Origin of the sequence: Aquimarina sp. AD10, assembly GCF_003443715.1 — a bacterium.
In the GTDB taxonomy this organism is placed as follows: domain Bacteria; phylum Bacteroidota; class Bacteroidia; order Flavobacteriales; family Flavobacteriaceae; genus Aquimarina; species Aquimarina aggregata.
Window position 1 is genome coordinate 5,087,107 of record NZ_CP031965.1, and the last position, 25,914, is coordinate 5,113,020.

General features: G+C 32.4%; 18 protein-coding genes. 15 read left to right on the forward strand and 3 right to left on the reverse strand.

The window, feature by feature from the left end; translation table 11 throughout:
- From D1816_RS21095 to D1816_RS21135, 9 genes are all read left to right on the forward strand, one after another.
- The gene (locus tag D1816_RS21095; RefSeq protein ID WP_066308036.1) at positions 1-2,466 is read left to right on the forward strand and encodes a ligase-associated DNA damage response DEXH box helicase; all 2,466 of its coding nucleotides are present in this window, start codon (positions 1-3) and stop codon (positions 2,464-2,466) included.
- 19 nt (positions 2,467-2,485) lie between these two features.
- On the forward strand, positions 2,486-3,130 hold the full coding sequence (gene pdeM, locus D1816_RS21100; protein WP_118505503.1) for a ligase-associated DNA damage response endonuclease PdeM: 645 nt from the start codon (positions 2,486-2,488) through the stop codon (positions 3,128-3,130).
- Positions 3,131-3,223: 93 nt separating this feature from the next.
- On the forward strand, positions 3,224-3,358 hold the full coding sequence (locus D1816_RS21105) for a DUF2256 domain-containing protein (RefSeq protein ID WP_118505505.1): 135 nt from the start codon (positions 3,224-3,226) through the stop codon (positions 3,356-3,358).
- Positions 3,359-4,660, forward strand: coding sequence for a DASH family cryptochrome (locus D1816_RS21110; protein WP_118505507.1), 1,302 nt, complete (start codon positions 3,359-3,361; stop codon positions 4,658-4,660).
- Between the two features lie 3 nt (positions 4,661-4,663).
- The gene (locus tag D1816_RS21115; RefSeq protein WP_118505509.1) at positions 4,664-6,196 is read left to right on the forward strand and encodes a cryptochrome/photolyase family protein; all 1,533 of its coding nucleotides are present in this window, start codon (positions 4,664-4,666) and stop codon (positions 6,194-6,196) included.
- Positions 6,186-7,676, forward strand: a complete 1,491-nt coding sequence (locus tag D1816_RS21120) for a cryptochrome/deoxyribodipyrimidine photo-lyase family protein (RefSeq protein WP_118505511.1) — start codon at positions 6,186-6,188, stop codon at positions 7,674-7,676. Before D1816_RS21115 ends, D1816_RS21120 begins: the two co-directional genes overlap by 11 nt.
- 1 nt (position 7,677) lies before the next feature.
- On the forward strand, positions 7,678-7,956 hold the full coding sequence (locus D1816_RS21125; protein WP_066308021.1) for a TIGR03643 family protein: 279 nt from the start codon (positions 7,678-7,680) through the stop codon (positions 7,954-7,956).
- Positions 7,953-8,351: a DUF2452 domain-containing protein gene (locus D1816_RS21130; RefSeq protein ID WP_118505513.1), complete on the forward strand. Its 399-nt coding sequence runs from the start codon at positions 7,953-7,955 to the stop codon at positions 8,349-8,351. Before D1816_RS21125 ends, D1816_RS21130 begins: the two co-directional genes overlap by 4 nt.
- A 490-nt stretch (positions 8,352-8,841) precedes the next feature.
- Positions 8,842-10,026 carry a cytochrome-c peroxidase gene (locus tag D1816_RS21135; RefSeq protein ID WP_118505515.1) on the forward strand — a complete coding sequence of 395 codons (1,185 nt, stop codon included), beginning with the start codon at positions 8,842-8,844 and terminating at the stop codon, positions 10,024-10,026.
- 123 nt (positions 10,027-10,149) lie between these two features.
- On the opposite strand, the gene D1816_RS21140 is transcribed toward D1816_RS21135, so the two are convergent.
- Complete coding sequence (locus D1816_RS21140) at positions 10,150-10,746, reverse strand: RNA polymerase sigma factor (RefSeq protein ID WP_066308013.1); 597 nt, start codon at positions 10,744-10,746, stop codon at positions 10,150-10,152.
- Between the two features lie 99 nt (positions 10,747-10,845).
- Between D1816_RS21140 and D1816_RS21145 the strand changes: the two genes are divergently transcribed.
- The 6 genes from D1816_RS21145 (at position 10,846) to D1816_RS21170 (ending at position 21,864) form a co-directional block, all read left to right on the forward strand.
- Positions 10,846-12,012: a FecR family protein gene (locus D1816_RS21145; RefSeq protein ID WP_118505517.1), complete on the forward strand. Its 1,167-nt coding sequence runs from the start codon at positions 10,846-10,848 to the stop codon at positions 12,010-12,012.
- Between the two features lie 136 nt (positions 12,013-12,148).
- The gene (locus D1816_RS21150; RefSeq protein ID WP_118505519.1) at positions 12,149-15,436 is read left to right on the forward strand and encodes a SusC/RagA family TonB-linked outer membrane protein; all 3,288 of its coding nucleotides are present in this window, start codon (positions 12,149-12,151) and stop codon (positions 15,434-15,436) included.
- A 63-nt stretch (positions 15,437-15,499) separates the two neighbouring features.
- Positions 15,500-17,056, forward strand: coding sequence for a RagB/SusD family nutrient uptake outer membrane protein (locus D1816_RS21155; RefSeq protein ID WP_118505522.1), 1,557 nt, complete (start codon positions 15,500-15,502; stop codon positions 17,054-17,056).
- Between the two features lie 80 nt (positions 17,057-17,136).
- Entirely contained in the window at positions 17,137-20,484 is a 3,348-nt protein-coding gene (locus tag D1816_RS21160) for a VCBS repeat-containing protein (protein WP_233565219.1), read from the forward strand.
- Positions 20,462-20,848, forward strand: a complete 387-nt coding sequence (locus tag D1816_RS21165) for a VCBS repeat-containing protein (RefSeq protein WP_233565220.1) — start codon at positions 20,462-20,464, stop codon at positions 20,846-20,848. The genes D1816_RS21160 and D1816_RS21165 overlap by 23 nt, the downstream gene beginning before the upstream one ends.
- 107 nt (positions 20,849-20,955) lie before the next feature.
- Complete coding sequence (locus tag D1816_RS21170) at positions 20,956-21,864, forward strand: GyrI-like domain-containing protein (RefSeq protein WP_118505526.1); 909 nt, start codon at positions 20,956-20,958, stop codon at positions 21,862-21,864.
- A 167-nt stretch (positions 21,865-22,031) separates the two neighbouring features.
- Here D1816_RS21170 and D1816_RS21175 read toward each other — a convergent pair whose 3' ends face one another.
- Both D1816_RS21175 and D1816_RS21180 read right to left on the reverse strand, forming a co-directional pair.
- Positions 22,032-22,781, reverse strand: coding sequence for a LytTR family DNA-binding domain-containing protein (locus tag D1816_RS21175; RefSeq protein ID WP_066307993.1), 750 nt, complete (start codon positions 22,779-22,781; stop codon positions 22,032-22,034).
- Positions 22,782-22,789: 8 nt separating this feature from the next.
- On the reverse strand, positions 22,790-25,846 hold the full coding sequence (locus tag D1816_RS21180) for a two-component regulator propeller domain-containing protein (RefSeq protein WP_066307991.1): 3,057 nt from the start codon (positions 25,844-25,846) through the stop codon (positions 22,790-22,792).
- Positions 25,847-25,914 lie beyond the last annotated feature (68 nt).

The window sequence follows — 25,914 nt, forward strand, 5'->3', positions numbered from 1 at the left end:
ATGAATAAAAAAGAACTTGATAAAATTGCCGAGGAGTGGTTTACAGCACGATCCTGGAAACCATTTCCTTTTCAGAAGCAAACCTGGAATGCTTTTTATCAAGGCAAAAATGGACTGCTTAATGCTCCAACGGGCAGTGGTAAAACATATGCACTATGGATTCCTATAGTTTTGGATTACATCAAGAAAAATCCAAATTATAAAACGAAACATCGTAAAGGAGTAAAAGCATTATGGATAACTCCTCTTCGAGCACTTTCTGTAGAGATTAAACAAGCCGCAGAACGTTTTGTCAATGAAATAGGAGTGCCTTTTACTGTTGGTATTCGAACAGGTGATACTTCACAGAAAGAACGTGCGGCTCAAAAAAGATCTATGCCGGATTTGTTAATTACAACTCCAGAAAGCTTACAATTGTTATTGGCGTCTAAAGGGTATGATAAGACATTTAAGGATTTGACTGCAGTCATTATTGATGAATGGCATGAGCTTTTGGGAAGTAAGCGAGGAGTACAAATGGAACTTGGACTGTCGAGACTTAAAAATATAGCTCCAGAACTTAGAATTTGGGGTATATCTGCGACAATAGGAAATTTAGAACAAGCTAAAGAGGTTCTCCTTGGTCATGAATCTAATGCAGGGAAAAACTCGATACTGATAAAGGCAAATATCAATAAAAAGATAAAAGTGCAATCTATAATACCTTCTCAAATGGAAACTTTTCCCTGGAGAGGGCATTTGGGTTTGCATTTGTTAGAAGAAGTAATTCCGATTATAGAACAAAGTAAAACCACATTGTTATTTACAAATACCAGAGCACAATGTGAAATTTGGTTTCAGAAATTATTAGAAAAACACCCTGAACTTGCTGGAGAAATAGCAATGCACCATGGAAGTATAAACAAGGAGACTCGTCTTTGGGTCGAACATGCTATTAGAGAAGGAACACTTAAAGCTGTAGTGTGTACCTCTAGCCTTGATTTAGGTGTAGATTTTGCTCCGGTAGAAACGATAATTCAAATCGGTGGACCCAAGGGTGTAGCTCGATTTTTACAACGTGCAGGTCGCAGTGGTCACCAACCAGGAAAACAAAGTGTGATTTATTTCCTGCCAACACATGCGATGGAATTAATTGAAGCTTCTGCATTACAAAAAGCTGTAAAAAAACAAAGTATAGAAGATAGAATACCGTACTTAAACAGTTTTGATGTATTGGTGCAGTATTTAATAAGTCTTGCTGTGTCTAATGGGTTTTATCCGGATCAGATTTTTCCAGAAATTAAAAGAACATTCTGTTTTCAATCCATTACAAAAGAACAATTTCGATGGATTTTAAATTTTATCACTTTTGGAAGTCAAAGTCTACAAACGTATGATGAATATAAAAAAGTAGAAATCGAAAGTGATGGCAGATTTAAAGTAAATAGTAGAGCAGTTGCAATGCGGCATCGATTACAAATAGGTACAATTGTAAGCGATGCAGTATTATCTGTAAAATATGTAACAGGAGGTTATTTAGGTTCTATTGAAGAATGGTTTGTATCTAAATTAAAGCCAGGAGATGTATTTACTTTTGCAGGTAGAAACCTTGCTCTTTTTAGAATCAAAAATATGCAGGTTTTAGTTAAGAAATCTAAACAAAAAACCTCTAAAATTCCTAGTTGGATGGGGGGTCGCATGAGTTTTTCTTCTGAAATGAGTGAGCTGTTAAGAGATGAACTTTATTTAGCAGGGACTACAACAGTAAAGAAATCCAAAGAACTTAAGGCGCTATCACATATTTTTGAAAGACAAGAACGGGAAAGTGTTGTCCCTTCGTCTAATGAATTTTTGATAGAAACCTTTAAAACAAGAGAAGGATATCACGCTATCTTTTATCCTTTTGAAGGTAGATTTGTTCATGAGGCTATGGCAAGTTTAATAGCGTATCGCATAAGCTTACTAGATCCTATTACATTTTCTATTGCCTATAATGATTATGGTTTTGAACTACTATCTGATCAAGAAATAGATATACAACAGGTTTTAGATAATGATTTGTTTACGACCCGGTTTTTAAAAAATGATTTACAGAAAAGCTTAAACGCAACCGAAATGGCAAGAAGAAAATTTAGAGATATAGCCGTTATTGCTGGACTGGTGTTTACAGGCTATCCTGATAAGTTAATAAAGAGTAAGCACCTACAATCTAGTTCTCAATTACTTTTTAATGTTTTTAAAGACTATGAACCTGATAATCTATTATTTCAACAAGCATTTACAGAAACATTTGAACATCAATTAGAAGAAGGAAGATTGCAATTAGCTTTAGAGCGTATAAATTCACAAAATATAACATGGAGACCTTGTAAAAAACCGACACCTTTTTCTTTTCCGATTATTACAGATCGACTTCGAGAAAAACTCTCATCAGAAAAGTTAGCAGATCGTATCAAAAAAATGACAGCGCAATTAGAAAAATCTTGATTTTCTTAGAGTAACAACTATGAAAACCCAAACAATACATATAAATAATCAAACATTTATACTTCATCCTAGTGGGGTCATATATTGGCGAGAAAAAGATATGGTATTAGTTGCAGATGTGCATCTAGGAAAAGTTACACACTTTAGAAAACATGGCAGTGCAGTTCCGCACGGTGCAATTGATGATAATTTTATACAATTAGATGCTGTACTAGAATATTTTAACCCAAAAACACTCTGTTTTTTAGGCGATTTGTTTCATAGTTATCTAAATACAGAATGGATATTATTTGAGCAATGGATTGGCAAAATAGATGCAAAAGTAGTATTGGTGGCAGGAAATCATGATATAATTTCTCCGTTAAAGTTTGAAGAATTAGATATTCATGTTACAAATGAATGGTTAATAGATGAAGTACTTCTTACACATCATCCCGAAAGTAGATCGGGTTTTTTTAATTTCTCGGGACATATACACCCTGGAGTGCAATTAAAAGGGATGGGAAAGCAAACGCTCACAGTTCCCTGCTTTTTTAAAAAGAAAGATCAATTAATATTACCTGCCTTTGGAACTTTTACAGGTAAGCACACAATTAAACCGCAAAAAGAAGATCAGGTTTTTGCAATTACTCCTGAGGAAGTTATACCACTTTTATTCAATTAGAAGCTATGTAAATAGTGTATATATTCTGTTAAAGCTCTTTTATATTTTTTTATTTGTTTAATGATTTCGTAAATTCGTTAAACAAATTGATTAATGAAAAAATCAAACCTTCCAATTAAAACATGTGTAGTCTGTAATAGGCCCTTTGCTTGGCGTAAAAAATGGGAGAAAGTATGGGATGAGGTTCGTTATTGTAGTGAACGTTGTAGAAGAAATAAGAATAAGTAGATGAGTGGTACAGGATTAGTTTGGTTTAGAAACGATTTGCGCGTAAATGATAATGCTTCATTATTATCGGCAATAACAGAAAATGAGAACATCATAGGTATTTATTTTTTTGACCCAAGACATTTTGAAGTGAGTTCTTTTGGTTTTAAAAAAACTGAACAATATCGAGCGAAATTTTTGATAGAATCAATTACCGAATTACGGAATAATTTAGAAAAACTAAATATCCCTTTGTTTATTTATAAGCAATACCCAGAAGATGTTTTTCCTCAATTCTTAGAAGATAGAAATATTACAAATCTCTATATGCAAAAAGAATGGACAGAAGAAGAGGTTAAAGTTACTAATGCTGTAAAAAAAGGGACCAAACGATATGCTATGCAATGGAAAGAGAGTTATGATCAATTTCTATTTCATCCCGATGATATTCCTTTCCAACTTAAAGATATACCAGACGTATTTACTAATTTCCGTAAGAAGTGCGAAAAATTTGTACCAGTGAGAAAAGAGTGCACTGTCGCAAAAGTTTCATTAGGAAATAAGATCGAAAATAATTCAATAATACCAACATTAGCATCTTTAGGTTTTAACGAATTTACCACAGATTCCAGATCAGCTTTTCCATTTACTGGGGGAGAATCCCAAGCTCTTCAGCGTATTCAAGAATACTTTTGGGAAACAAAAAAACTATCATATTACAAAAAAACGCGTAATGGATTAATGGGTGAAAATTACAGTTCTAAACTTTCTGCTTGGCTTGCAAATGGTAGTATCTCTCCAAGAACTATATATTTTGAAATTAAACGATATGAACAAGAGATAGGTGCCAATGAATCTACATATTGGTTGATTTTTGAACTCATTTGGAGAGATTTCTTTAAATATATTTCTTTAAAACATGGCAATGCTATCTTTAAGTTAACAGGGATTCAAAACAAAGAATATCTATGGAACAAAGATCAAGAATTAGTAAAAAAATGGATCTACGGAGAAACGAATGAGCCTTTTGTAAATGCAAACATGATTGAGCTTAAATACACTGGGTGGATGAGTAATCGAGGTCGACAAAATGTAGCTTCTTTTTTTGCGAAAAATCAAGAATTAGACTGGAGAATTGGAGCAGCTTATTTTGAAGCTATGCTTATCGATTATGATGTGCATAGTAACTATGGTAATTGGCTTTATGTTTCTGGAGTTGGTAATGATCCAAGAGATCGCAAATTTAATAATAGACTCCAAGCGCAACGATATGATCCTAAGCAAAAATTTCAACAACTATGGCTTCAACCTACAATATTTTAAACTATGATATTAAGACTTATTCTTGGTGATCAGTTAAACTATAATCATTCATGGTATGATGAAACAGATACTAATGTATGTTATTTTATGGCAGAGATGCGTCAGGAAACAGACTATGTTAAACATCATATTCAAAAAGTAGTTGCATTCTTCATAAGTATGCAAAATTTTGCGCAACATTTAAAAGATCAAGGAAAAAATGTTGTGTACTATGCTTTGGATCATAAAGATAATCAACAGGATTTAGTTTTAAATCTTAAAAAAATAATAGAGGATAAAAAGGTTACCAAATTTGAATATCAACTCCCAGATGAGTATCGTTTGGATGAACAATTAAAAGGATTCTGTACTACTCTTACTATAAAATCTAAAGTGTACGATACCGAACATTTTTTAACTTCTAGAACAGATCTTGAAGTTTTCTTTAAAGGAAAAAAGCAATTCATGATGGAATATTTCTATCGCTATATGCGCAAACGATATGACATTATGATGCTAAGTAAAACTGAACCAGAAGGTGGAAAATGGAATTTTGACCAAAGTAATCGAAAAAAATGGACAGGAAAACCCATCATTCCACAAGAAAAAAGATTTCATAAAAATGTTGAAACTGTTTTAGAGTATATTAAAAGTAATGACGTGGCCACGATAGGTACTATTGATCCTAAAAACTTTGATTGGCCAATTTGTAGAGAAGATTGCCTTAATCTGTTACATTACTTTTGTGAAAATTTATTGGTTTATTTCGGAGACTATCAGGATGCGATGCATCCAGATGAAAAATTTCTATTTCATAGTCGGTTATCCTTTGCAATGAATAGTAAAATGTTACATCCAACAGAGGTTATTAATACTGTGGTTGAGTATTGGAGAGTACATCAAAATGCTATCGATATATCTCAGGTAGAGGGATTTGTAAGGCAAATTTTAGGATGGCGAGAATACATGCGTGGTATTTATTGGATGAAAATGCCTGAATATCAAAATCTCAACCTTTTAGAAAACTATAATGCATTACCTAATTTTTATTGGACCGGAGATACAAAAATGAATTGTCTTAGTCATGCTATCAAACAAAGCTTGGATAATGCTTATGCTCATCATATACAGAGATTAATGATAACGGGTAATTATGCATTACTTACCCAAACAGATCCATCTGCAGTTGATCAGTGGTATTTAGGGATCTATATAGATGCAATTGAATGGGTAGAGATCACAAATACCAGAGGTATGAGCCAGTTTGCAGATGGTGGTATTGTAGCGACCAAACCCTATGTGTCTAGTGGTAGTTATATTAATAAAATGAGTAATTACTGTAAAAGTTGTAGCTATAATGTCACCAAAAAAGTCGAAGACGATGCGTGTCCTTTTAACGCATTGTATTGGAATTTTTTAGATGATAAACGAGATCATTTTAAAAATAATCAGCGTATGAAAATGATGATGAGTTTACTTAATAAAATGGATAAAGACAAGTTAACCGCACTGAAAAATAGAGCAAGCGCAATAATATCAAATCCTGATGCATATTAATCCTAAAGAACATATCAATATTGTTTGGTTAAAAAGAGACCTTAGGCTTCATGATAATGAAGCTGTTTTTAATGCTTTACAATCTAAAAACCCAGTGCTTTTAGTATATGTCTTTGAAAACTCTCTTAAAGAGGACGATCATTATAGTGAGCGACATTGGAATTTTATAAAACAATCACTAAACGATATTAATAAGCAACTTGCAATATTTAATACAAAAGTACTAGCAGTATCATCAGAAGTAATAAAGACGTTTAGTACATTACAACAATTTTGGAAAATCGATACTGTTTTTTCTCATCAAGAAACCGGGATTAAAATCACATATGATAGAGATAGAGCATTTAAAGTCTTTTGTAAAAATAATTTGATCTCATGGAAAGAAAATAGCAATAATGGGATATTTAGAGGATTAAAAAATAGAGATTCATGGCGAGAAGATTGTGAGTCTTATATGAATGGAACTCAATTTAAATTTAATCCGGATAGTAACGACTTTATTTCATTGACGACCATTTCTGAGGTTGAGAAGGTTTTTACTTTAGAGTCTTTAGAAACAGAAAAGAATACAAATTTTCAAGAAGGAGGTAGTATAATAGCAGAAAAGTATTTACATTCTTTTTTCTATCAAGGAAGGTATAAAAATTATAGTTTTCATATTTCAAAACCAGAATTAGCAAGGAAAGGCTGTAGTCGATTATCTCCATATTTGGCATGGGGGAATTTATCTGTTAGACAAGTGTGGCAATATGCTATAGCATTTAGGGCAAACTCAGATAATAAAAAGCAAATAGACGCTTTTACCTCTAGATTAAATTGGCAAGTACATTTCGTGCAAAAATTCGAAATGGAAGAGATTATGGAATTTGAAAGTATTAATAAAGGCTATCATATTCTTAAAAAGAAAATTTCTTTGGGATATCAAGATGCCTGGAAAGACGGAAAAACTGGATACCCATTGGTAGACGCCTGTATGCGTTGCCTGAAAGAAACAGGATATATTAATTTTAGAATGCGCGCTATGGTAGTTTCTTTTTTTACGCATAACCTTTGGCAACCTTGGCAAGCTGCTAGTGCATATTTATCAAGTCTATTTTTAGATTTTGAACCAGGGATACATTTTCCGCAATTACAAATGCAAGCAGGAGAAACGGGTATAAATATGCTTAGAATTTATAACCCAATTAAGAATAGTATGCTTCATGATCCAGAAGGTGTATTTATAAAGAAATGGGTTCCAGAATTACAAAATGTTCCAGTGCCATTTATACACGAGCCTTATAAAATGACAACACTAGATCAAAAATTTAATAATGTCGTTCTTGGAGAGGATTATCCTTTTCCTATAGTTGATATGCAAGTCACACGTAAAAAAGCAAGCGATGCACTTTGGAAGATGAAAGATGATGCGCTTGTTAAAAAAGAAAGTTATCGAATTTTAAAAACACATACGCTTCCAAATCGTAAAAAATTAGAATAAAATGAAAGAAAAATTATCAATACGAAATATTGATCGAATTATAGAAATGGCCTGGGAAGATAGAACCCCTTTTGATGCTATTTTGTTTCAATTTGGTTTAAAAGAGCAAGAAGTTATTAATTTGATGCGTCGAGAGATGAAACCTTCAAGTTTTAAAATGTGGAGAAAAAGAGTACAAGGAAGAAAAACAAAACATTTAAAGAAACGTATTTTTGAAGAAGGACGTTTTAAATGTACAATGCAGCGACAAATTACGCATAATAAAATCTCAAAACGATGAAAAAGAAAAAACCAGATCAGGTAGTATATAATGAAAAAGAAGGACGATATGATGCAGCGCTAAAACCATATGCAACAGACACTGGTGCACCCGTTATTACAACTCCAGATACCGTAGCATGGAAAAACTCGAATATATATAAAGTTAATAAACAAGTAAAGGCAAAATATGATGAGTTAAAAGCTCAATATGATGACTTAATAGCTACATATGAGTATAACAATTTAGTATATAATGCTAAGTTTAATTTTGAACCAGTAGTTGGTGAAATTTACCATCTGTATAAAAATCGAGAAGAACGTCCCTTTTTATCAATAATCTCGCCTAACGAATGTAATTTTGATCATCTAGGAAGTTTTAGGTTAAATGCAGATAAAATGTGGGAAGCAGTTTAGTAGATGTTCCTAATGGAGAGTTCTTTTTTTTAGAAATTAGATATATTTGTTCGAAAAAATAACAATGGAAATGTTTGAATATCTAACGGGTCGAGGAGGTTTATTAGTTCTCGGTTTAGTTGTAGTGATTGTAGTTTTGTATAATAAAATCAAAGCACGAAGAGATTTTAAAATTTCTTCTAAGAAAAAGAAATAGTTTCTTATTCCAAGTAAAATGTTAAAATACGCTATAATAGGCTTTAAAACCTATCTTTTTTAAGTGTTTGTTATACGTTTAAATACCTATTTTATCGTTAAAAAATCAAAACCATTAAATGGTTAAGTGCATAAATACCCTTTATAAATTACTGGTATTCCTTTTATTCATCTAGTTAACAAAGAGTTGTATAAAATAATTAAATATTTTTAACATAAAAATTAGATGTTAAAGAAATCTTAAATTATATTTGTTCGTAATAAGACTTTAGAAACCCAAATCTAATCCCTTACGATGAACTTAAAAAGAATTTTATTTTTAACAATATCTGTGATAATAACTTCCTGTTCTGGAGATGATTATACTGATGTTTCTAACGAAAACCCTGGAACGTCTACTGATGTATCGGTATTGCAAGATATTTTTGGTCAAAATATAGATTTAGATAATTTATTAAATTATGCAGATCAAGGCATTCCTAACTATATTACGCAGGATAACACTTTAGAGAATGATATTACAGATGCAAAAGCAACTTTAGGACGTGTACTTTTTTATGATAAAAATTTATCTACAGATAATACAATAGCTTGTGCTAGTTGTCATCAACAAGCTTTTGCTTTTAGTGATCAAAACGATGTAAGCACAGGTGTGAATGGTGTTACAGGTAGACATAGTATGCGATTGATTAATGCTAGATTTGCACGAGAATCACGTTTTTTTTGGGATGAACGCGCTAATACATTAGAAGAACAAACTACCCAGCCTATTCAAGATCATGCAGAGATGGGATTTAGCGGCGAAAATGGAGCTCCAACATTGCAAGACCTTTTAACAAAACTAGAAGGTTTAAATTATTATCAAGAATTATTTCAGTCTGTATATGGTAATACTACAATTACAGAAACAAGATTACAAGAAAGTTTAGCTCAGTTCATAAGAAGTATACAATCTTTTGATTCTAAATATGATTCGGGTAGAGCTACTGTTCAAAACGATAATCAACAGTTTCCTAATTTCACTGATCTTGAAAATACAGGAAAAGATTTATTTTTTAGACCACCAAATCAAAATGGTGCAGGCTGCATTACTTGTCATGCAGCACCAGAATTTGATATTGATCCAAACAGTTTAAATAATGGCGTTATCGGTGTTTTTGGTAATGCCACCGCTATAGATATAACAATTACCAGAGCACCTACACTTAGAGATATATTTAATGACCAAGGTGTTCTTAATGGAGCATTAATGCATGATGCAAGTCTAACTTCTCTTACGGCTGTATTAGAACATTATAATGATATTGATGCTACAGGAAACGCAAATCTCGATAATCGTCTAAAAGGTGGACCAGCAGGGAACGGCCAAAACCTTAATTTAAGTGCTGAGGATATCGAAGCTTTAGAAGCATTTATAAAAACATTATCTGGTACAAATGTATATACCGATACCAAATGGAGTAATCCGTTTATCGATTAAGAATTATCAATTAGGAATACAATTTGTGATTGCTGTACTATAATAGGTTAGTACTAATCATTTTAATGGACCACTTATGGGAAAGTGGTCCTTTTTTTATCTTTTACTGGCTATTAATTGAAATTATTTGAAAGAAAATAATAAGAACAGTGATACCTTTATTTTATTCCCTAATTTTTTTCTTAGCGTTGTAAAGGCTTTGGTTATTTGAGCTTCTACCGTTTTAATAGAAATATTAAGGTATTCCGAAATTTCTGCATTTGTTAATCCTTCTTTTTTACTTAATGAAAATACCTCTTTGCATTTTGGAGGTAGCTTTTCTATTTCTTTAGAAACTAAAGTTATTATTCTTTCGAGTGATTTCTCATCTGTTTTTTCAACTTCCTCATACATAACTTCATAATATTTCATTTGCAAAAGCATAGTGGCCTTATTTTTAGTGTATGTGTTTATAAATTGATTATATACAGATTTATACAAAAAACTCTTGATTACGTATTTAGCGTTAAGTTTTTTTCGGTATTGCCAAGTATTTAAAAAAACATTTTGAACAATATCTTCGGCTATAACAGGATCATCTATTAATGTTAATGCATAGGCATACAGTTTTCTATGGTAAGTATCTAACAAGAATATATAGGCTTTTTCTTCCCCTTTTTTTAGGCTATCTACTAAAATCGCATTATCACTAAAGTCTTTTTTATAGCTTGATGAATTCATAATTTCTTGTTAAAAACATTACGAATGTAAAAAAAAAATTAATAAAATATTAGGGTTGTGACAATCGGTCTTGTATTACTATTAATTAAATGAATTTGAATGGATACTCCAGAAATAGATATTATTCTTATTAAGTTTCTTAACAAATCAGCTAACTCAGAAGAGTTAGATAAACTAGATATTTGGATCCAAGATCCAGAAAATGAGTTGATTTTTAGAGATTTTGTAAAAACACATTTCGCAATAATAGTTGCTATGAATGATCCAGATTCAAGTAAAATAAGAGAACAACTACTTAATGAAATACAGAAGGAAAAGAATTTTCTTTATCGCATTAAGTATAGATCGATGCTCAAGTATGCTGCCGTAGCGATTATTTTTATAGGAATAGGTTATTATTTTCAAAATGATTTTTTTACTAAGAGTACAAATAATATAGTTGTAGAGCCTAAGGTAGAACTTATTACACTAGAGCTTGAGAATGGTAATATTCAAGTGATTTCTGAAGATGGTACCTCGACAGTTGTAGATGCTAAAGGAAATTTGGTAGGATCTCAGAACAGAGGTAAATTAGTTTATAATGATGTCACACATACAGAAAAACTTACATATAATACCTTAACGGTGCCGTACGGAAAGAGATTTGATATTGTATTATCAGATGGAACAAGTATATTCTTAAATTCTGGTAGTTCCATAAAATATCCAGTTCAGTTTATTAAAGGGCAAAATAGACAGGTGTTTTTAAACGGTGAAGCCTTTTTTGACGTTGCAGAAGACAAATTACACCCTTTTATTATAGATGCTCAAGAACTTAATGTAGAAGTATTGGGCACAAAATTTAATGTATCTACGTACAAAGAAGATTCTCAGATAGAAGTGGTGCTCGTAGAAGGTTCTGTAGAATTGGATAAGCAATCATATAAAGGAAACAAGGAAAAATCGGTTATTCTAAAACCTGGTTTTAACGGAGTTTTTAACAAAAAAGAAAATTCTATTTCTACATCAAAAGTTAATACATCTCTGTATACATCTTGGATGACAGGCAATGTTGTTTTTAGAAATGCCCCTTTCAGGGAAATTGCAAAAAAATTAGAACGGGTATATAATGTTTCCATTATTATTAACAATGAAGAACTTGCAAACGAAAATTTTAATGCAAGTATCGAAGTCGATAATGAAACAATTGAAGAAGTTTTGAATTATTTTAATAAATTTTTTGACATAGAATTTGAAATTATAAATAATAAAATTCTAATTAATTAAGATCACCAAACACACCTACAATTATTAAATGCTAAGGTCTTATATGAATTAAAAAAATCGGGAAATGCGGCAACATTCCCCGATGAGTTGTAGCAATTAATTAAAAATAACTAATTACAATTAAACACACAAAAGTATGAAAAAACTCAGAAATTCCAGGGCAGATAATGCCAAGTGGAAGTTTAAACTAGATTTAAAAATGAAATTATCCCTTCTTTTTATTCTGATTTCAATAGTTGCACTGCAGGCAAATACTTCATATTCTCAAAAAGCAAAAATGACTTTGAATCTTGATGATACAAGTGTTTCTCGGGTTATTGATGAAATAGAAGCGAATTCAGAATTCAAATTTATTTTTAAGACAAATGCGGTTGACCTAAGTCGCAAGGTTTCAATAAATGTAAAAAATGCGAATATTAAAAACGTATTGAGTATTCTTTTTGATAACACAAATACTCTTTATGAAATTGATAATCGCAAAATTCTACTACGTAAAGTTACAACAACAGAGAATTCTGGGGATAGATCAGAAATAAATAATGATGAAGATCAACAAATAGAAGTAAGTGGTATTGTCTCTGATGACAAAGGACAGCCTTTACCGGGGGCTAATATTCTTGAGAAAGATACCGACAATGGGGTGCAAACAGATTTTGATGGTAATTTTTCTATTACCTTAAAAGGAGATACACCAACCTTAGTCATCTCTTTTCTTGGTTTTACCACTCAAGAAGTAGTAGTTAATGATCAAACTACCTTAAACATAGTTTTAAAAGAGGATGCAGCAGGATTAGATGAAATTGTTCTTGTGGGATATGGCTCTTCCAGAAAAAGAGATGTTACTGGTGCAGTATCCACTATAAAATCAGAAGTTTTCAATAGAGGACAAATTTCATCTCCAGAGCAATTGATTCAAGGCAAAACTGCGGGTGTTCAAATTTCTACAGATGGTGGAGAACCAGGAGGAAATGTAAATGTAAGAATAAGAGGAACATCCTCTGTTAGAAGTGGTAATGGGCCTTTATATGTGCTTAATGGAGTTCCTTTAAGTGGTTCGCCAATAGCCCCATCAGGTGCTAATGTTGGAGGTAATGATGCTGGTAATGGTAATACTACTCCTAAGAACCCTCTTAGTTTTCTTAACCCAAACGATATCACAAGTATCGATATTCTAAAAGATGCTTCTGCAACAGCAATTTATGGGTCCAGAGGAGCAAATGGTGTGATTTTAATTACAACAAAAAATGGTAAGTCAGGTAAAAGTTCGTTAGTTTATAACACTTCGGTAGCTGTAAGTACTATTACAAATAGATTGCCATTACTATCAGCTCAGGAATTTGTAGCAGAAGGAGGCACCGATTTAGGAGGAAATACAGATTGGCAAGATGTAGTATATAGATCAGCGTATTCTAACAATCATCATTTTAGTTATGGTGGTGGTAATGAGGATGGTTCTTCGGTGTATGCTTTGTCTTTTGGAGTACAAGATCAAGAAGGTATTGTAAGAGGAAGTGGTACCAAAGTGTATTCCGGTACTATTAATACTACGTATAAATTGTTTGATGATAGATTAAAGATAAATGCTTTTGTAGCCGGCACAAATATTCTTGATGATAATCCACAAATTTCTAATGATGCTGGTGTGCCAGGTGATTTATTAGGTGCGGCAAATAGGGCAAATCCAACACAACCAATTTTTAACCCTGATGGCAGTTTTAATCAACCAGGAGTTTCTGAACTTAACCCTGCAGCTATTTTGGCATTTTCTAGTGACAAAACGGATACGTTTAGACTTTTAGGTAATATCTCTGCTAACTATCGATTTAATGATAATTTTAGTTATAAGTTTAATTTTGCTATTGATCGTTCTAGTTCTGAGCGTAAAAGTGCAATCTCAAGTAATCTTATTGCCGCAATCTCTTCAAGAGGGGGTATCGTAACTGTTGCCGATGTTTTTCAATCTAATCTACTCGCAGAACATACCCTTAACTATACAAAAGAAATAAGCGAAAAAAGTAGACTAAACGCTTTAGTAGGGTATTCGTTTCAAGATTTTGCGTTAAGAACTTCAGTATTCACAGTAGAAAACTTTCAAACAACAGATATTAATGTGATGCTAAATAATTTAGAATCTGCTACCACCGCTATCGGTAGGGCTGGAGAAGCAGGAAGTTTTGCATCTAAAGATGAACTTCAATCTTTCTTTGGAAGGTTGACTTATTCGTTTGACGATAAGTATATCTTTACAGGTACTTTGCGAGCTGATGGCTCAAGTAAATTTGGAGAAAACAATCGATATGGTTATTTCCCATCGGTAGCCTTTGCCTGGCGAATATCTGATGAAGACTTTATTCCTGATTCAATCGATGATTTAAAACTTAGAGTAGGATATGGTATTACAGGTAATCAGGAATTTCCAGGAGGAGCAGCCCTTACTATACAAAGATATGATAGTAATAATAATTTATCCGCTCCGAGATTTTCTAATCCGAATTTAAAATGGGAAACCACGACTCAATTAAACGCTGGTATTGATTTTGCATTTATGAATAGTAGAGTAAGAGGCTCATTTGATGTGTATAAAAAAACAACTACAGATTTATTACTTCAATTAGATAGTGCCGTTCCTGCACCTGCACCTTTCTTTTTTGATAATCTGGATGCAGAGGTAGTTAATCAAGGTTTTGAAATGGGCGTAGAAGTATCTATTATCGATACAGAAAAGACAAATTGGACATCTTCTTTCAATGTTGGTTTCAATAAAAATGAAGTAACTAAAATAGATAGAACTATACAAACGGGTGCTATTAGTGGTCCTGGCTTAACTGGAGCATTTGCACAGGTTATTACTCAAGGTCAACCATTATACGCATATTTTATACCTGAGTTTGGTGGTTTTGATGAAAATGGTTTTAGTATAGAAAGTGAGGCAAAATTAATAGGTAAATCACCTCTGCCAGATTATACTTTTGGTTTTTCTAATGATATAACATATAAAAATTTTGATATGAATGTATTTTTCTCCGGTTCTGTTGGAGCATACATTTATAACAATAATGCCAATGCACAATTTTATAGATCAGCACTTGTGGGTGGTCATAATGTAACACAAGATGTGATAGGTACAAACGAGGCTGACACCAATGGTAATGGGGTTTCTACTCGGTTTTTAGAGGATGGATCATTCATAAGGTTGCAAAACTTATCTATCGGCTATACATTCAATACAGATAAAATTAAGTTTGTCCAGAGCTTAAGAATAAGTGCAACAGGTCAAAATCTATTTACTATTACAGGCTATTCTGGTCAAGATCCAGAAGTAAATGTTGACAAAAATATCAATGGCGTACCTTCTTTTGGGATTGATTATTCTGCATATCCAAGAGCTCGTAATTTGGTGGTTGGACTTTCAGTTTCTTTTTAATTAGGACATCAGAGTTAGTTTTAGAATAGGTGTCTTGAAAAATAATTATTAAAATTCACAGAAATGAAAATAAAAAATAAATTAAAATTAATGATAGGTTTTATAGGCTTTCTTTTGGTAGCATCTTGTACCGATTTAGAGTTTGAGAACCTTGGTGGTATAGAACCCGAAGGAGTAGGAGAATCTAGTGATTTGTTAGCATCTGCTTATGGTCAACTTAGAGAGTTTGCTAATGAGCGTACAATTTTTGGATTGTCAGAACATTCTTCTGATGTACTCATGGGACCAACCAGAGGAGGAGACTGGTTTGATAACGGAGTTTTTCAACAAATGCATTTACACTCTTGGGCTCCTGATCACTTATTTATTAGAACTGTATGGAGCGATTTGCATGAAGGGGTTTTTAGAGCTACACAGGCAATCGAGGGTAATGGTGCAACATCACAAATAATAGCAGAAGCCAAGGTGGTAAGAGCATATTATATGTTTCATATTTTAGATTTTTGGGGGATTACAACATTTAGGGGGGCTACAGAAGGTTTAGAAGTAGATCCGTTGGTTCGTGATGGAGCTGAGTCTGTTCAGTTTCTTATCGATGACTTAGAATCTGCATTATCAGATTTGCCAGACACTTCCAATCCAAATTTGGCAAATAAGAATACGGCAAGAGCTTTATTATGTAAACTTTACCTTAATAAAGCAGTGTATGAGGCAGATGATAGAAGTTCGGGAACATTTACGTTTGGTTCAGAGGATATGAATCAAGTAGTAACCTACGCTAATGATATCATAAATTCAGGGGTATATTCATTATCACCTGGTGTAGAGGGTTATTTTAATACGTTTGCCGAACTAAATGATGTACAAAGTACTGAGTTGATTTTTTCTGTGCCGGGATCGCAAATACCTCAATTTAAAGCAAAATGGAATTGTTCTTTACATTGGAATCAAAAACCTAATGGATGGAGTGGTTATGCTACACTTTCAGATTTTTATGACACCTTTGAAGAAGGTGATAGTCGTTTAGGAGGCCCCTATAATAGCGCTACAAACCCTTATACAAATAGTTCAGGGGTGAGTGCAGGGTTTTTAATTGGTCAACAGTTTGATGACGAAGGAAATATGGTGTTTGCACGAGATGGGGTGACTCCTGTTAATTTTACAAGAGAAGTTACTCTTAAAGTAAATGGAGAAGTAGAAGGAATTAGAGTGTTAAAATATATTCCTGATTTCACAGGGGGGATTGATAATGCAGATAACCCAAACAACAGTATGGTGTTATTGAGATATGGAGATGTACTAATGAATAAAGCAGAAGCACTTTTTAGAGGTGGAACTGATCCAATGGGGCAGACTGCTTTAACGATCATTAATGATGTGAGATCCGTAAGGTTTGAAACTCCTTCACCTTTTACAGCAGTAACTGCTGATAATCTATTGCAAGAAAGAGGAAGAGAATTGTATTGGGAAGGTTGGAGAAGAAATGACCTAATCAGGTTTGGTAAGTTTTTAGATGCATGGCAAGAAAAACCAGCAACTACTTCTGAAAGAGTTTTATACCCAATACCGCCAACGGCGTTACTCGCAAACCCAAGTTTAAATCAAAATCCAGGATATTAATTTAACGATATGTCTGATCTTTGAAAATAAGATCAGGCATATCATATATGATATGTTACTATAACTTAAGATTTAAAAATTTGGTTTTTAAAAATAGACTTACGGTATTAATATTACTACTAATTAGTAGTGCATCTTGCGATGTAGATAAGAATTTTCAGAAGTTTAAAGCCCCTCCTCTTTTTACTAAGCTATCTTCAGAAAAAACAAATATCTCATTTGAAAATTCAATTACAAATACACAAGATTTAAATATATTTAATTACCGGAATTTCTATAATGGAGGCGGAGTTGCTATAGGAGATATCAATAATGATGGTTTTTCAGATATTGTACTAACAGCAAACCAAGGTAGTAACAAAATATACTTAAATCAAAAGGGTTTTGAGTTTAAAGATATTACTGAGTCCTCTGGAATGTCTGGCAAAAATACATGGTCTACAGGAGTTGTTATGGTAGATATTAACGCCGATGGATGGTTGGATATCTATATTTGTAATGCAGGTAACGTCGATGGTGATAACCAGAAAAACGAGCTCTATATTAATAATAAAGACCTCACTTTTACCGAAAAAGCAGAGGCTTATAATCTAGCCGATACCGGGTTTACTACTCATGCTGCCTTTGTTGATTATGATAAAGATGGTGATTTAGATGTGTATCTATTAAATAACAGTTTTGTTCCTGTAAACAGTTTGAGTTATTCTAATAAGAGAGAGCTTAGAAGTAAGGATTGGAATGTAAAAGACATACTAAAAGGAGGAGGAGATAAATTACTGCGTAATGATAATGATTTATTTGTAGATGTAAGCGAAAGTGCTGGTATTTATGGCAGTCTTATAGGTTTTGGATTAGGAATTACTATAGGGGATATTAATAATGACTTATGGCCCGATATTTATGTTTCTAATGATTTTTATGAGCAAGATTATCTCTATATAAATAACAAAAACGGAACATTTTCTGAAGAAATAAAAGCCTGGACTCCTCATATTAGTTTATCCTCGATGGGAACCGATTTAGCTGATATTAATAATGATGGGCATCCTGATATTTTTGTTACAGATATGCTGCCAGAGGCAAATCAACGCCTTAAAGAAACTACAGAATTTGAGGGATATGATATATTCGAACTTAAACAGCGTAAAAATTTCCATAAACAATACATGCAAAACACCTTGCAGCTTAATAATGGAAATCAAAGTTTTTCTGAAATAGCATTCTATTCAGGAATAGCAATGACGGATTGGAGTTGGGGTGCAGTTTTATTTGATATGGATAATGATGGATTCAAAGATGTTTTTGTATCTAATGGTATTTCTCATGATCTTACAAATCAAGATTTCATGGATTTTTTTGCAGATGATATTCTAAAAAAAATGATACGAACAGGTAAAAAAATAGGCATGGATACTATTGTTAAAAGAATGCCGAGTACGCCAATTCCTAATTTCGCATTCAAAAATAATAAGGATTTAACCTTTTCGAATGTTGTAAAGCCATGGGGTTTTGAGGAAAATAGCTTCTCTAATGGTTCCTCATACGGAGATTTAGACAATGATGGTGATCTTGACTTGGTCGTAAATAACGTGAACCAACCTGTATTCGTGTATAGAAATGAAACGAATCATCAAACAACAAATACTCATATTCGGTTAAAGTTATTAGGAAAAGATAGAAATACCTTTGGTATAGGAAGTATTGTCAACATGTATATACAAGATGAAATTATACATCAACAAGTGCAACCTTCTAGAGGTTTTCAATCTTCTGTGGATTATGTAATGACGATTGGTACTGGACAATATAAAAAAATAGATTCATTAATAATCACATGGCCCGATAACAGCAGACAGGTCATGAAAAATATAGTTACCAATCAACTAGTAACTCTCGATCAAAAAGAAGCAGGAATTACATCATCAAATAAATTAATTAATGAAAATAATATCTTTCTGACAGAAGTGAAAAATGCAAGCTTACTAAAACATGAAGAGAACCATTATATTGATTTTAATTATGAAGGGTTGATCTATAAAATGCTTTCAAAAGAAGGTCCAGTTATTAGTGTTAGTGATGTAGATAATGATGGAGTCGAAGATTTTTTTATTGGGGGTTCCAAAGGCCAATCCGGACAAATATATTTGCAAAAAGAAAAAGGGTTTCTTAAAAAAAGACCTATAGACCTCTCTAAAGATTCTGATTTTGAAGATACTGCTGCTGCTTTTCTGGATGCCAATGGAGATGGTCATGTAGATCTTCTTGTTGGTTCTGGAGGCAATCAAATTGACGGTATGAAAAGTAATTTTGATTTGAGATTATACCTTAATAATGGTAAAGGAGATTTTACAAAAAGTACCCTTAAAATCCCCAGTAATTTTTATAATACTTCGATAATAGCGCCTTATGATTATGATTCAGACGGTGATATAGATGTGTTTGTAGGAAGCAGAAGTGTTCCTGGAGTTTATGGAATGAATCCTTCTCATTTTTTATTGGAAAATGATGGAAAAGGAAATTTCACAAACCAATTAAAAGAGAAGGCCGTTGATCTAAAACAATTAGGGATGATTACCGATGCTACTTGGGCCGATATGAATACAGATGGTATAAAAGACCTTGTCGTAACAGAGGATTGGGGTGGAGTCCATATCTATCTAACAAAAGATGCAAAATTAACACGATTACGCACTAATCTAACTGCATTGACGGGATGGTGGAAAACTTGTGCAACCAAAGATATTGATAATGATGGGGATATCGATATCGTTTTAGGAAATAGTGGTACGAATTCTATATATAAACCGGATAGTACCAATGTCCTAAAAATGTATATTAATGATTTTGATAACAATGGAGCTATTGAACAGATTTTTACAACATCAGTGAACGGAGAAGATGTACCTGTACATTTAAAAAGAGAACTGACAAATCAAGTACCCATTTTAAAAAAGAAAAATCTAAGATTTGCAGCTTACGCAAAAAAGACAATACACGAACTGTTTCCTGCAAAAAAGATAGAGAGAACTATCAAAAAATCTGTTGGCATTTCTGAGAGTGTGGTTGCTATTAATAATGGAGAAAGTAGTTTTGTGATAAAGAAGTTACCACCGCAAGCACAATTTTCATGTATAAATGATATTGCATTATTAGACCTTAATAATGATGGAAACCTTGATATCATTTTTGGAGGTAATAATTATTCGTTAAAACCTCAATTTTCGCAATTAGATGCCAGTTTTGGCGGTGTTTTGTTAGGAGATGGTAAAGCTAATTTTAATTGGGTCAACTATGCAGATTCTGGTTTTTTTATCGATGGAGTTATCAATTCCATAAAAACATTCAATTCTCCAAAGAAAGATACACGCCTTATAATAGGTATTAACGATGAGATTCCATTAATATATGAGGTACAACAACATGAATAATATGTTATCCAAATGGTTGTATGTAGTGGTCATTGTGATACTCAGTATAGGGTGTCAACAAAAGCAGAACAAATTATTTCATTTAGTACCTAGTAAGAAAAGTAATATATCGTTCCAGAATACCTTACAGCCGACTCAAAAACTTACTATTCTGGATTACCTTTACTATTATAATGGCGGCGGAATAGCTATTGGCGATATTAATAATGATGACCTACCCGATCTTTTTTTTACAGGTAATCAAGTTCAGAATAAACTATATTTAAATAAAGAAGGTTTCCAGTTTGAAGACATAACGGATAATTCAGGTATAGGAGGAAACTCTCATTGGAATACAGGAGTCACTATGATTGATGTCAATTGAGATGGGTGCAAAAATATATATTTTGGTCATGGTACATAATGCTCCTGTAGAAATTTATGAATTGAATATGGCAATGAAAAATGAATCCCTAAAAACAAAATAACATTATGATGCATATAAAAAGAATAGCATTTGGATGCCTTATTTCGTTACTAGTATTTTTTGCTTGGTACTTATTCATAAAAACATATGACTTTGAGGTTGTTATACAGGCAGAAACATCGCCAGGTACTGTTTATCATAATGTTCTGGGATGGAACGCTAGTCTTAATAAAGGGAATACAAAAACTGTATTTAGTAAAAAGAAACCATTCGAAAATTTAATCCATACCTATGATTTTGAATCTTATAAATTAGAATTTGATTGGAAAATGCACAAAATCAATGATTCCATCACCAAAGTCTTTATAGGAGTAAATGATTTGGACAAACCTATACGAACTCGTATTAAAAAATTACTTGGTATTTCACCCATCCAAACATTAATCCATCAGGAATTTACAGGTTTTAATGCGACCTTATTATCGCATTTGGATCAGTTTAAAGTTGTAATAGATGGCGAACAAAAAAGTCCTGAATCCTTTGTGGCATACGTGAATATTTCTTGTAACCAAAATGCAAAGGCAGTCAATATGATTAATAACAGCACTTATATTAATACTTTTTTAAAAAGCCATAATTTAGCACTAAAATCAAACCCATTTATCGAAATATTAGACTGGAATAAAAATACAGGAGAATTGAATTTTAATTTCTGTTTCCCTATTGAAAAACTTGATGATTTTCCTGTACATAGTGAGATAAAATATAAAAAAGTAGTCGCTAAAAAATCTTTGAAAGCTACCTTTCAAGGTAACTATAGTTATATAGATAGGGCATGGTATGCTTTATGTCAATATACTTTAGATAAACAAATTAAACCTCTGAAAACTATTATAGAGGTTTATCACAATAATCCTCATACTGATGTAAAGGATGTTAAATGGACGGCAGAAGTTTATATGGAAATTGAATGATGGTTTTTTATGGAGTTATGAAATAAAGGCAAAATAGAATCATACAATGTTAAATTTAGAAAAAGTTTATTGTTATTTTGGAACTATAAAACCAAATACTTAGTGTTAAGTTTAAACTAAAGCGGTATTGATTTCTCTGTTCCTCTTTTTCTAATTGTCTTATTGTATTACCTATGAAGTTGGTCTAAAATCTCCATTACTTCATTTTTCTTTCTTACAGATACAGGTATGTTTTCTCCGTTTTTTAACATAAGATACCCTCCATCGGTTTTGATAAAAGCACTAATGCATTGTAAATTGACTAAATGACTTTGATGAACTCTTAAAAACTGATAGTTTTTGAGCATATCTGCAAAGTACTTTAATGTTTTTGTTACAAATATTTTTTGTCCATCCTGAAGATAAAAGATAGTATTATTACTATCTGATTCACACCTAATGATATCATCAAGACTCACAATAATAATTTTATCTAGTGTATGAAGTGATATTTTATCAGGTTTTTGCTCTGGAGCAGATAAAGTATCTTTTAAAATGTTTAAGCGTTCTTTGTTTGGTTGTATTTGTTTTTTTGCTTTAGCAATAGCTTGCGCTAATTCTTCATTAGAATATGGTTTTAAAACATAGTCTATAGCGGCAAATTTAAAAGCTCGGATTGCATACTCATCACTAGCGGTAACAAAAATAATTTTTGATTTTAGTTCTGGAAATATTTCTAATACATCAAAACCAGTTCCGTCACCTAACATAATATCTAAAAAAAGAATATCAGGTTCTGTATTACGTAAAGATTTTGCTGCTTCAACAACGCTCTGCGCGGTATCAACGATTTTTATTTCTGGATGGTTAGCCTGTAAGTCACTTTTTAAAAGTTGAAGTGCATCGGGCATGTCTTCTACAATGATTGCTGTAAGCATAGTTTTTTCTAATAGTCGGTTTCTAAAGGAATTTTAAATGCAATTTGGGTGCCGGCAACAGTTTTGCCATTATTCATAATCTCTTCTATTTGTAAAGAATCTTCTCCTGAAATAGATTCTAGTCTTTCACGAGTAACTGTCAATGCCATTGATTGATGATCTGTATTCGTTTTGGCCTTTTGTGATTGAAAAATCCCTTGTCCGTTATCTTTTACAGTACAATGTAAGAAATCTTCTGTAGTGTGAAAGAGGACTTTTAATTCGCCATCTCTACTTCCTTTTAAAATACCATGTCTTACAGCATTTTCTACAAAAGGCTGAATTAACATTGGAGGAATCAGAATTTCTTCTGGATCAAAATCTGTGTCAATAGAAATCTCATAGGTAAAGGGTTTGCTAGCCATTAACTTTTCGATTTCTATATAATGTTTAAGTGTTTGTATTTCTTGATCCAAAGTAATATAATCTTTTCTTGAATTATATAAAGTTTCTCTTAATAAAGTAGCAAAGGTATTAATGGTATTATTCATCTTAAGAGGATTGCTAGTCCCCATAGCTTTTATTCCGTTTAAAACATTAAAAATAAAGTGAGGATTCATTTGTAGTCTTAAAGCCTTCTGTTCTAGTGACAACAAATGATTTTGCATTTGTAAGCGTTCTTGCTCTACTTTATTTTTTTGTTTTACCCTACGAATATAAGATAAAGCATAACCACCTACAAGTAATAGTATAGCTGCAAGTACGGCTAATTGAAACCATGCTTTTTCGTATATAGGGCTATCTATAAAGAAACGAAATGTAGTTAGATCACTTTCTTCCCATCTATAATTTCTAGATTGCGCAGAAAAATAATGCGATCCATACGCTAAACCAGCAAGATTTTGTTTGCTTTCTGATGACCAAGGACTCCATTCGGAGTTATTAAGTCTAAAACGATATTGGATATCATTAGGGTGATCTAGATCTATAGTTTTATAACTAAAGGATAGTTCTGTTTGATTTGGTTTTAATCGCAAAACATGGTCGCTATTTGCCCATGAATTAAGATTGATAGAATCAACGCTTCTGTAAGCAACTTCTACATCTTCAAAGAATAGTTTAGGTTTTATGGTGGTTTTAGTAGTGACAGTAGGTTTATATTCTGTTAACCCGTAAATAGCACCAAACCATAAATTTCCCTCCTGATCTTTGGTAACTGCATTAAGGTGAGTTTCAATGCCTAGAAAGCCATCATTTCTTCCGTAATGATATATGTCAACAATATCATTAAATTGATTAAGCTCAATTTTATCGACACCTCGTTCGCTACCTGCCCATAAATTACCCTGGTCGTCAAAGATCATTTGGTAAATATTATCCGAATATGGTTTTTTTCTTCCTTTTAGTTTTTTTATTACTATTTTATCTAGGTCAGACCACCAAATTCCTCTTCCTGCGGTTCCAATAAAGATTTTATCGTCATGAAACAGTATTGTACTTATAGCAGTTTTTTGATTTAAAATATTTCCAAGATGTTTTACTCTATTATTTTTTATATATCCCAAATGACCATTTTGAGTTGCGTACCAAATTTTACCTTTGGGACCTTTAGTCATATGTCTAATTTGCAAATCTTTTATTCCGCTTTTGCGATTAAATTTTTTTGATGATAAGAGTCGCTTTCGTGCTGGATCATATTTAAAACGAATAATACCGCTAGAATACGACGCAGCCCAAATAAGACTTTTGTCAACTAATATTGTTCTAATCCAGTCTGAAGGAAGTCCATCATCACTATCTAAAATATGATTTGTATATACTGTTTTAGGAATAGTATCAAATTTTAGAATAATAGAATCTTTTTTTTGTCTTTTTATAATAGTACTGTCAACAATAATGGTATCAATTTGCTTACGTTGTTTAAAAAGTATGCCTTTACCTTCAGTACCTGCCCAGATATTTCCAGAATTATCACTGGTTATTGTTCTTATTTTTACTTCGGCTAAACGATCATCCTGAGGGATATGATGTATTCCTGTCGAATCTATTTTAATAAGTCCAGTTTCAGAATTTGAAGCCCATATGCCATCTCTAGCAGTGTGTATTGCATATACTCGATTACCTTTTAGCCCAGTATTCTGGTCATAGTGCATAAAGTTATTCTGAAAATATTTATAAAAACCACCTCCAGAAGTAGCGATCCAAATATTTGATTGCTGATCTACGATACTTTTTCTTACGTGCGAAACCGTTAAACCATTCTTTCGGTTAATTTTTTTCTTATGTAACCGAGTGTCCCCGTCGATAATTGTTATACCTTCATTATCTGTTGAAAACCAAAGTTCATTTAAATTATGAATAGAAATATTATTTACTCTCAAAGGTTGCGAAAGCCACTTGTTCCCATAAGATCTTGCATTGGTATTTAAAACAAGAATACCTTCTTCACGGGCAGCTGCAAAAATTTTATTTCTATAAAAAACGGCTGCGGTAAAATGGTGAGCACTATGTCTTTCTTTGATACTGGCACTTTTCTTAATTGCATTTAATTTCCATAACCCTTTACTTGTGGCTACCCAAAACAATTTGCCATCAAAAGCAATATCATTAATAATACTGGTATTGATTTTAGGATTTAATTTAACCTTACTTAAACCAAGTTCTTTTGTGTACTGATATATACCGACATTAGTGGCTAAGTAAGTTTTATTTTCAAAACGATATATTTTATTAATCCGAGGACCTTCAAGGTTTATGAATTTATTTTTTGTTTTTATAGAAAGCCCTCTTTTTGTTCCGATAAACAAACTATCGTTTACAAAATTAAGAGCATGAATATAATTTGACTGTAATCCATCACTTTCATTCCAGATTTTGAATTCTTCACCATTAAATCGACACAAGCCTCCTCCTTGTGTTCCTAACCATAAGTAACCCATTTCATCTTGAACCATATCGTATACCTGAGATTGTGGTAAACCATCTTCAAGAGTAAAAGCCCAAAGTCTATTGTTTTGCGCATTTATTGAGTAAATGGTGCAACATAGCAAGAAAGAGAAAATATAAATTTGGCGGTTTAAATTCATAAAAGATTAATGAGGTTAAGAACAAATATAATCAAACTGATTTTTAGTTGTAGATAACTAAACCCTTA

Excerpts from the sequence above, each read along its gene's own strand:
- D1816_RS21145 (WP_118505517.1), top strand. The coding sequence starts at position 10,846 with ATGGATACTCCAGAAATAGATATTATTCTTATTAAGTTTCTTAACAAA.
- D1816_RS21110 (WP_118505507.1), top strand. The coding sequence starts at position 3,359 with ATGAGTGGTACAGGATTAGTTTGGTTTAGAAACGATTTGCGCGTAAAT.
- D1816_RS21115 (WP_118505509.1), top strand. The coding sequence starts at position 4,664 with ATGATATTAAGACTTATTCTTGGTGATCAGTTAAACTATAATCATTCA.
- D1816_RS21125 (WP_066308021.1), top strand. The coding sequence starts at position 7,678 with ATGAAAGAAAAATTATCAATACGAAATATTGATCGAATTATAGAAATG.
- D1816_RS21120 (WP_118505511.1), top strand. The coding sequence starts at position 6,186 with ATGCATATTAATCCTAAAGAACATATCAATATTGTTTGGTTAAAAAGA.
- D1816_RS21165 (WP_233565220.1), top strand. The coding sequence starts at position 20,462 with ATGAGGTACAACAACATGAATAATATGTTATCCAAATGGTTGTATGTA.
- D1816_RS21140 (WP_066308013.1), bottom strand. The coding sequence starts at position 10,746 with ATGAATTCATCAAGCTATAAAAAAGACTTTAGTGATAATGCGATTTTA.
- D1816_RS21095 (WP_066308036.1), top strand. The coding sequence starts at position 1 with ATGAATAAAAAAGAACTTGATAAAATTGCCGAGGAGTGGTTTACAGCA.
- D1816_RS21175 (WP_066307993.1), bottom strand. The coding sequence starts at position 22,781 with ATGCTTACAGCAATCATTGTAGAAGACATGCCCGATGCACTTCAACTT.
- D1816_RS21135 (WP_118505515.1), top strand. The coding sequence starts at position 8,842 with ATGAACTTAAAAAGAATTTTATTTTTAACAATATCTGTGATAATAACT.
- D1816_RS21150 (WP_118505519.1), top strand. The coding sequence starts at position 12,149 with ATGAAAAAACTCAGAAATTCCAGGGCAGATAATGCCAAGTGGAAGTTT.
- D1816_RS21170 (WP_118505526.1), top strand. The coding sequence starts at position 20,956 with ATGATGCATATAAAAAGAATAGCATTTGGATGCCTTATTTCGTTACTA.
- D1816_RS21105 (WP_118505505.1), top strand. The coding sequence starts at position 3,224 with ATGAAAAAATCAAACCTTCCAATTAAAACATGTGTAGTCTGTAATAGG.
- D1816_RS21130 (WP_118505513.1), top strand. The coding sequence starts at position 7,953 with ATGAAAAAGAAAAAACCAGATCAGGTAGTATATAATGAAAAAGAAGGA.
- D1816_RS21155 (WP_118505522.1), top strand. The coding sequence starts at position 15,500 with ATGAAAATAAAAAATAAATTAAAATTAATGATAGGTTTTATAGGCTTT.
- D1816_RS21180 (WP_066307991.1), bottom strand. The coding sequence starts at position 25,846 with ATGAATTTAAACCGCCAAATTTATATTTTCTCTTTCTTGCTATGTTGC.
- pdeM (WP_118505503.1), top strand. The coding sequence starts at position 2,486 with ATGAAAACCCAAACAATACATATAAATAATCAAACATTTATACTTCAT.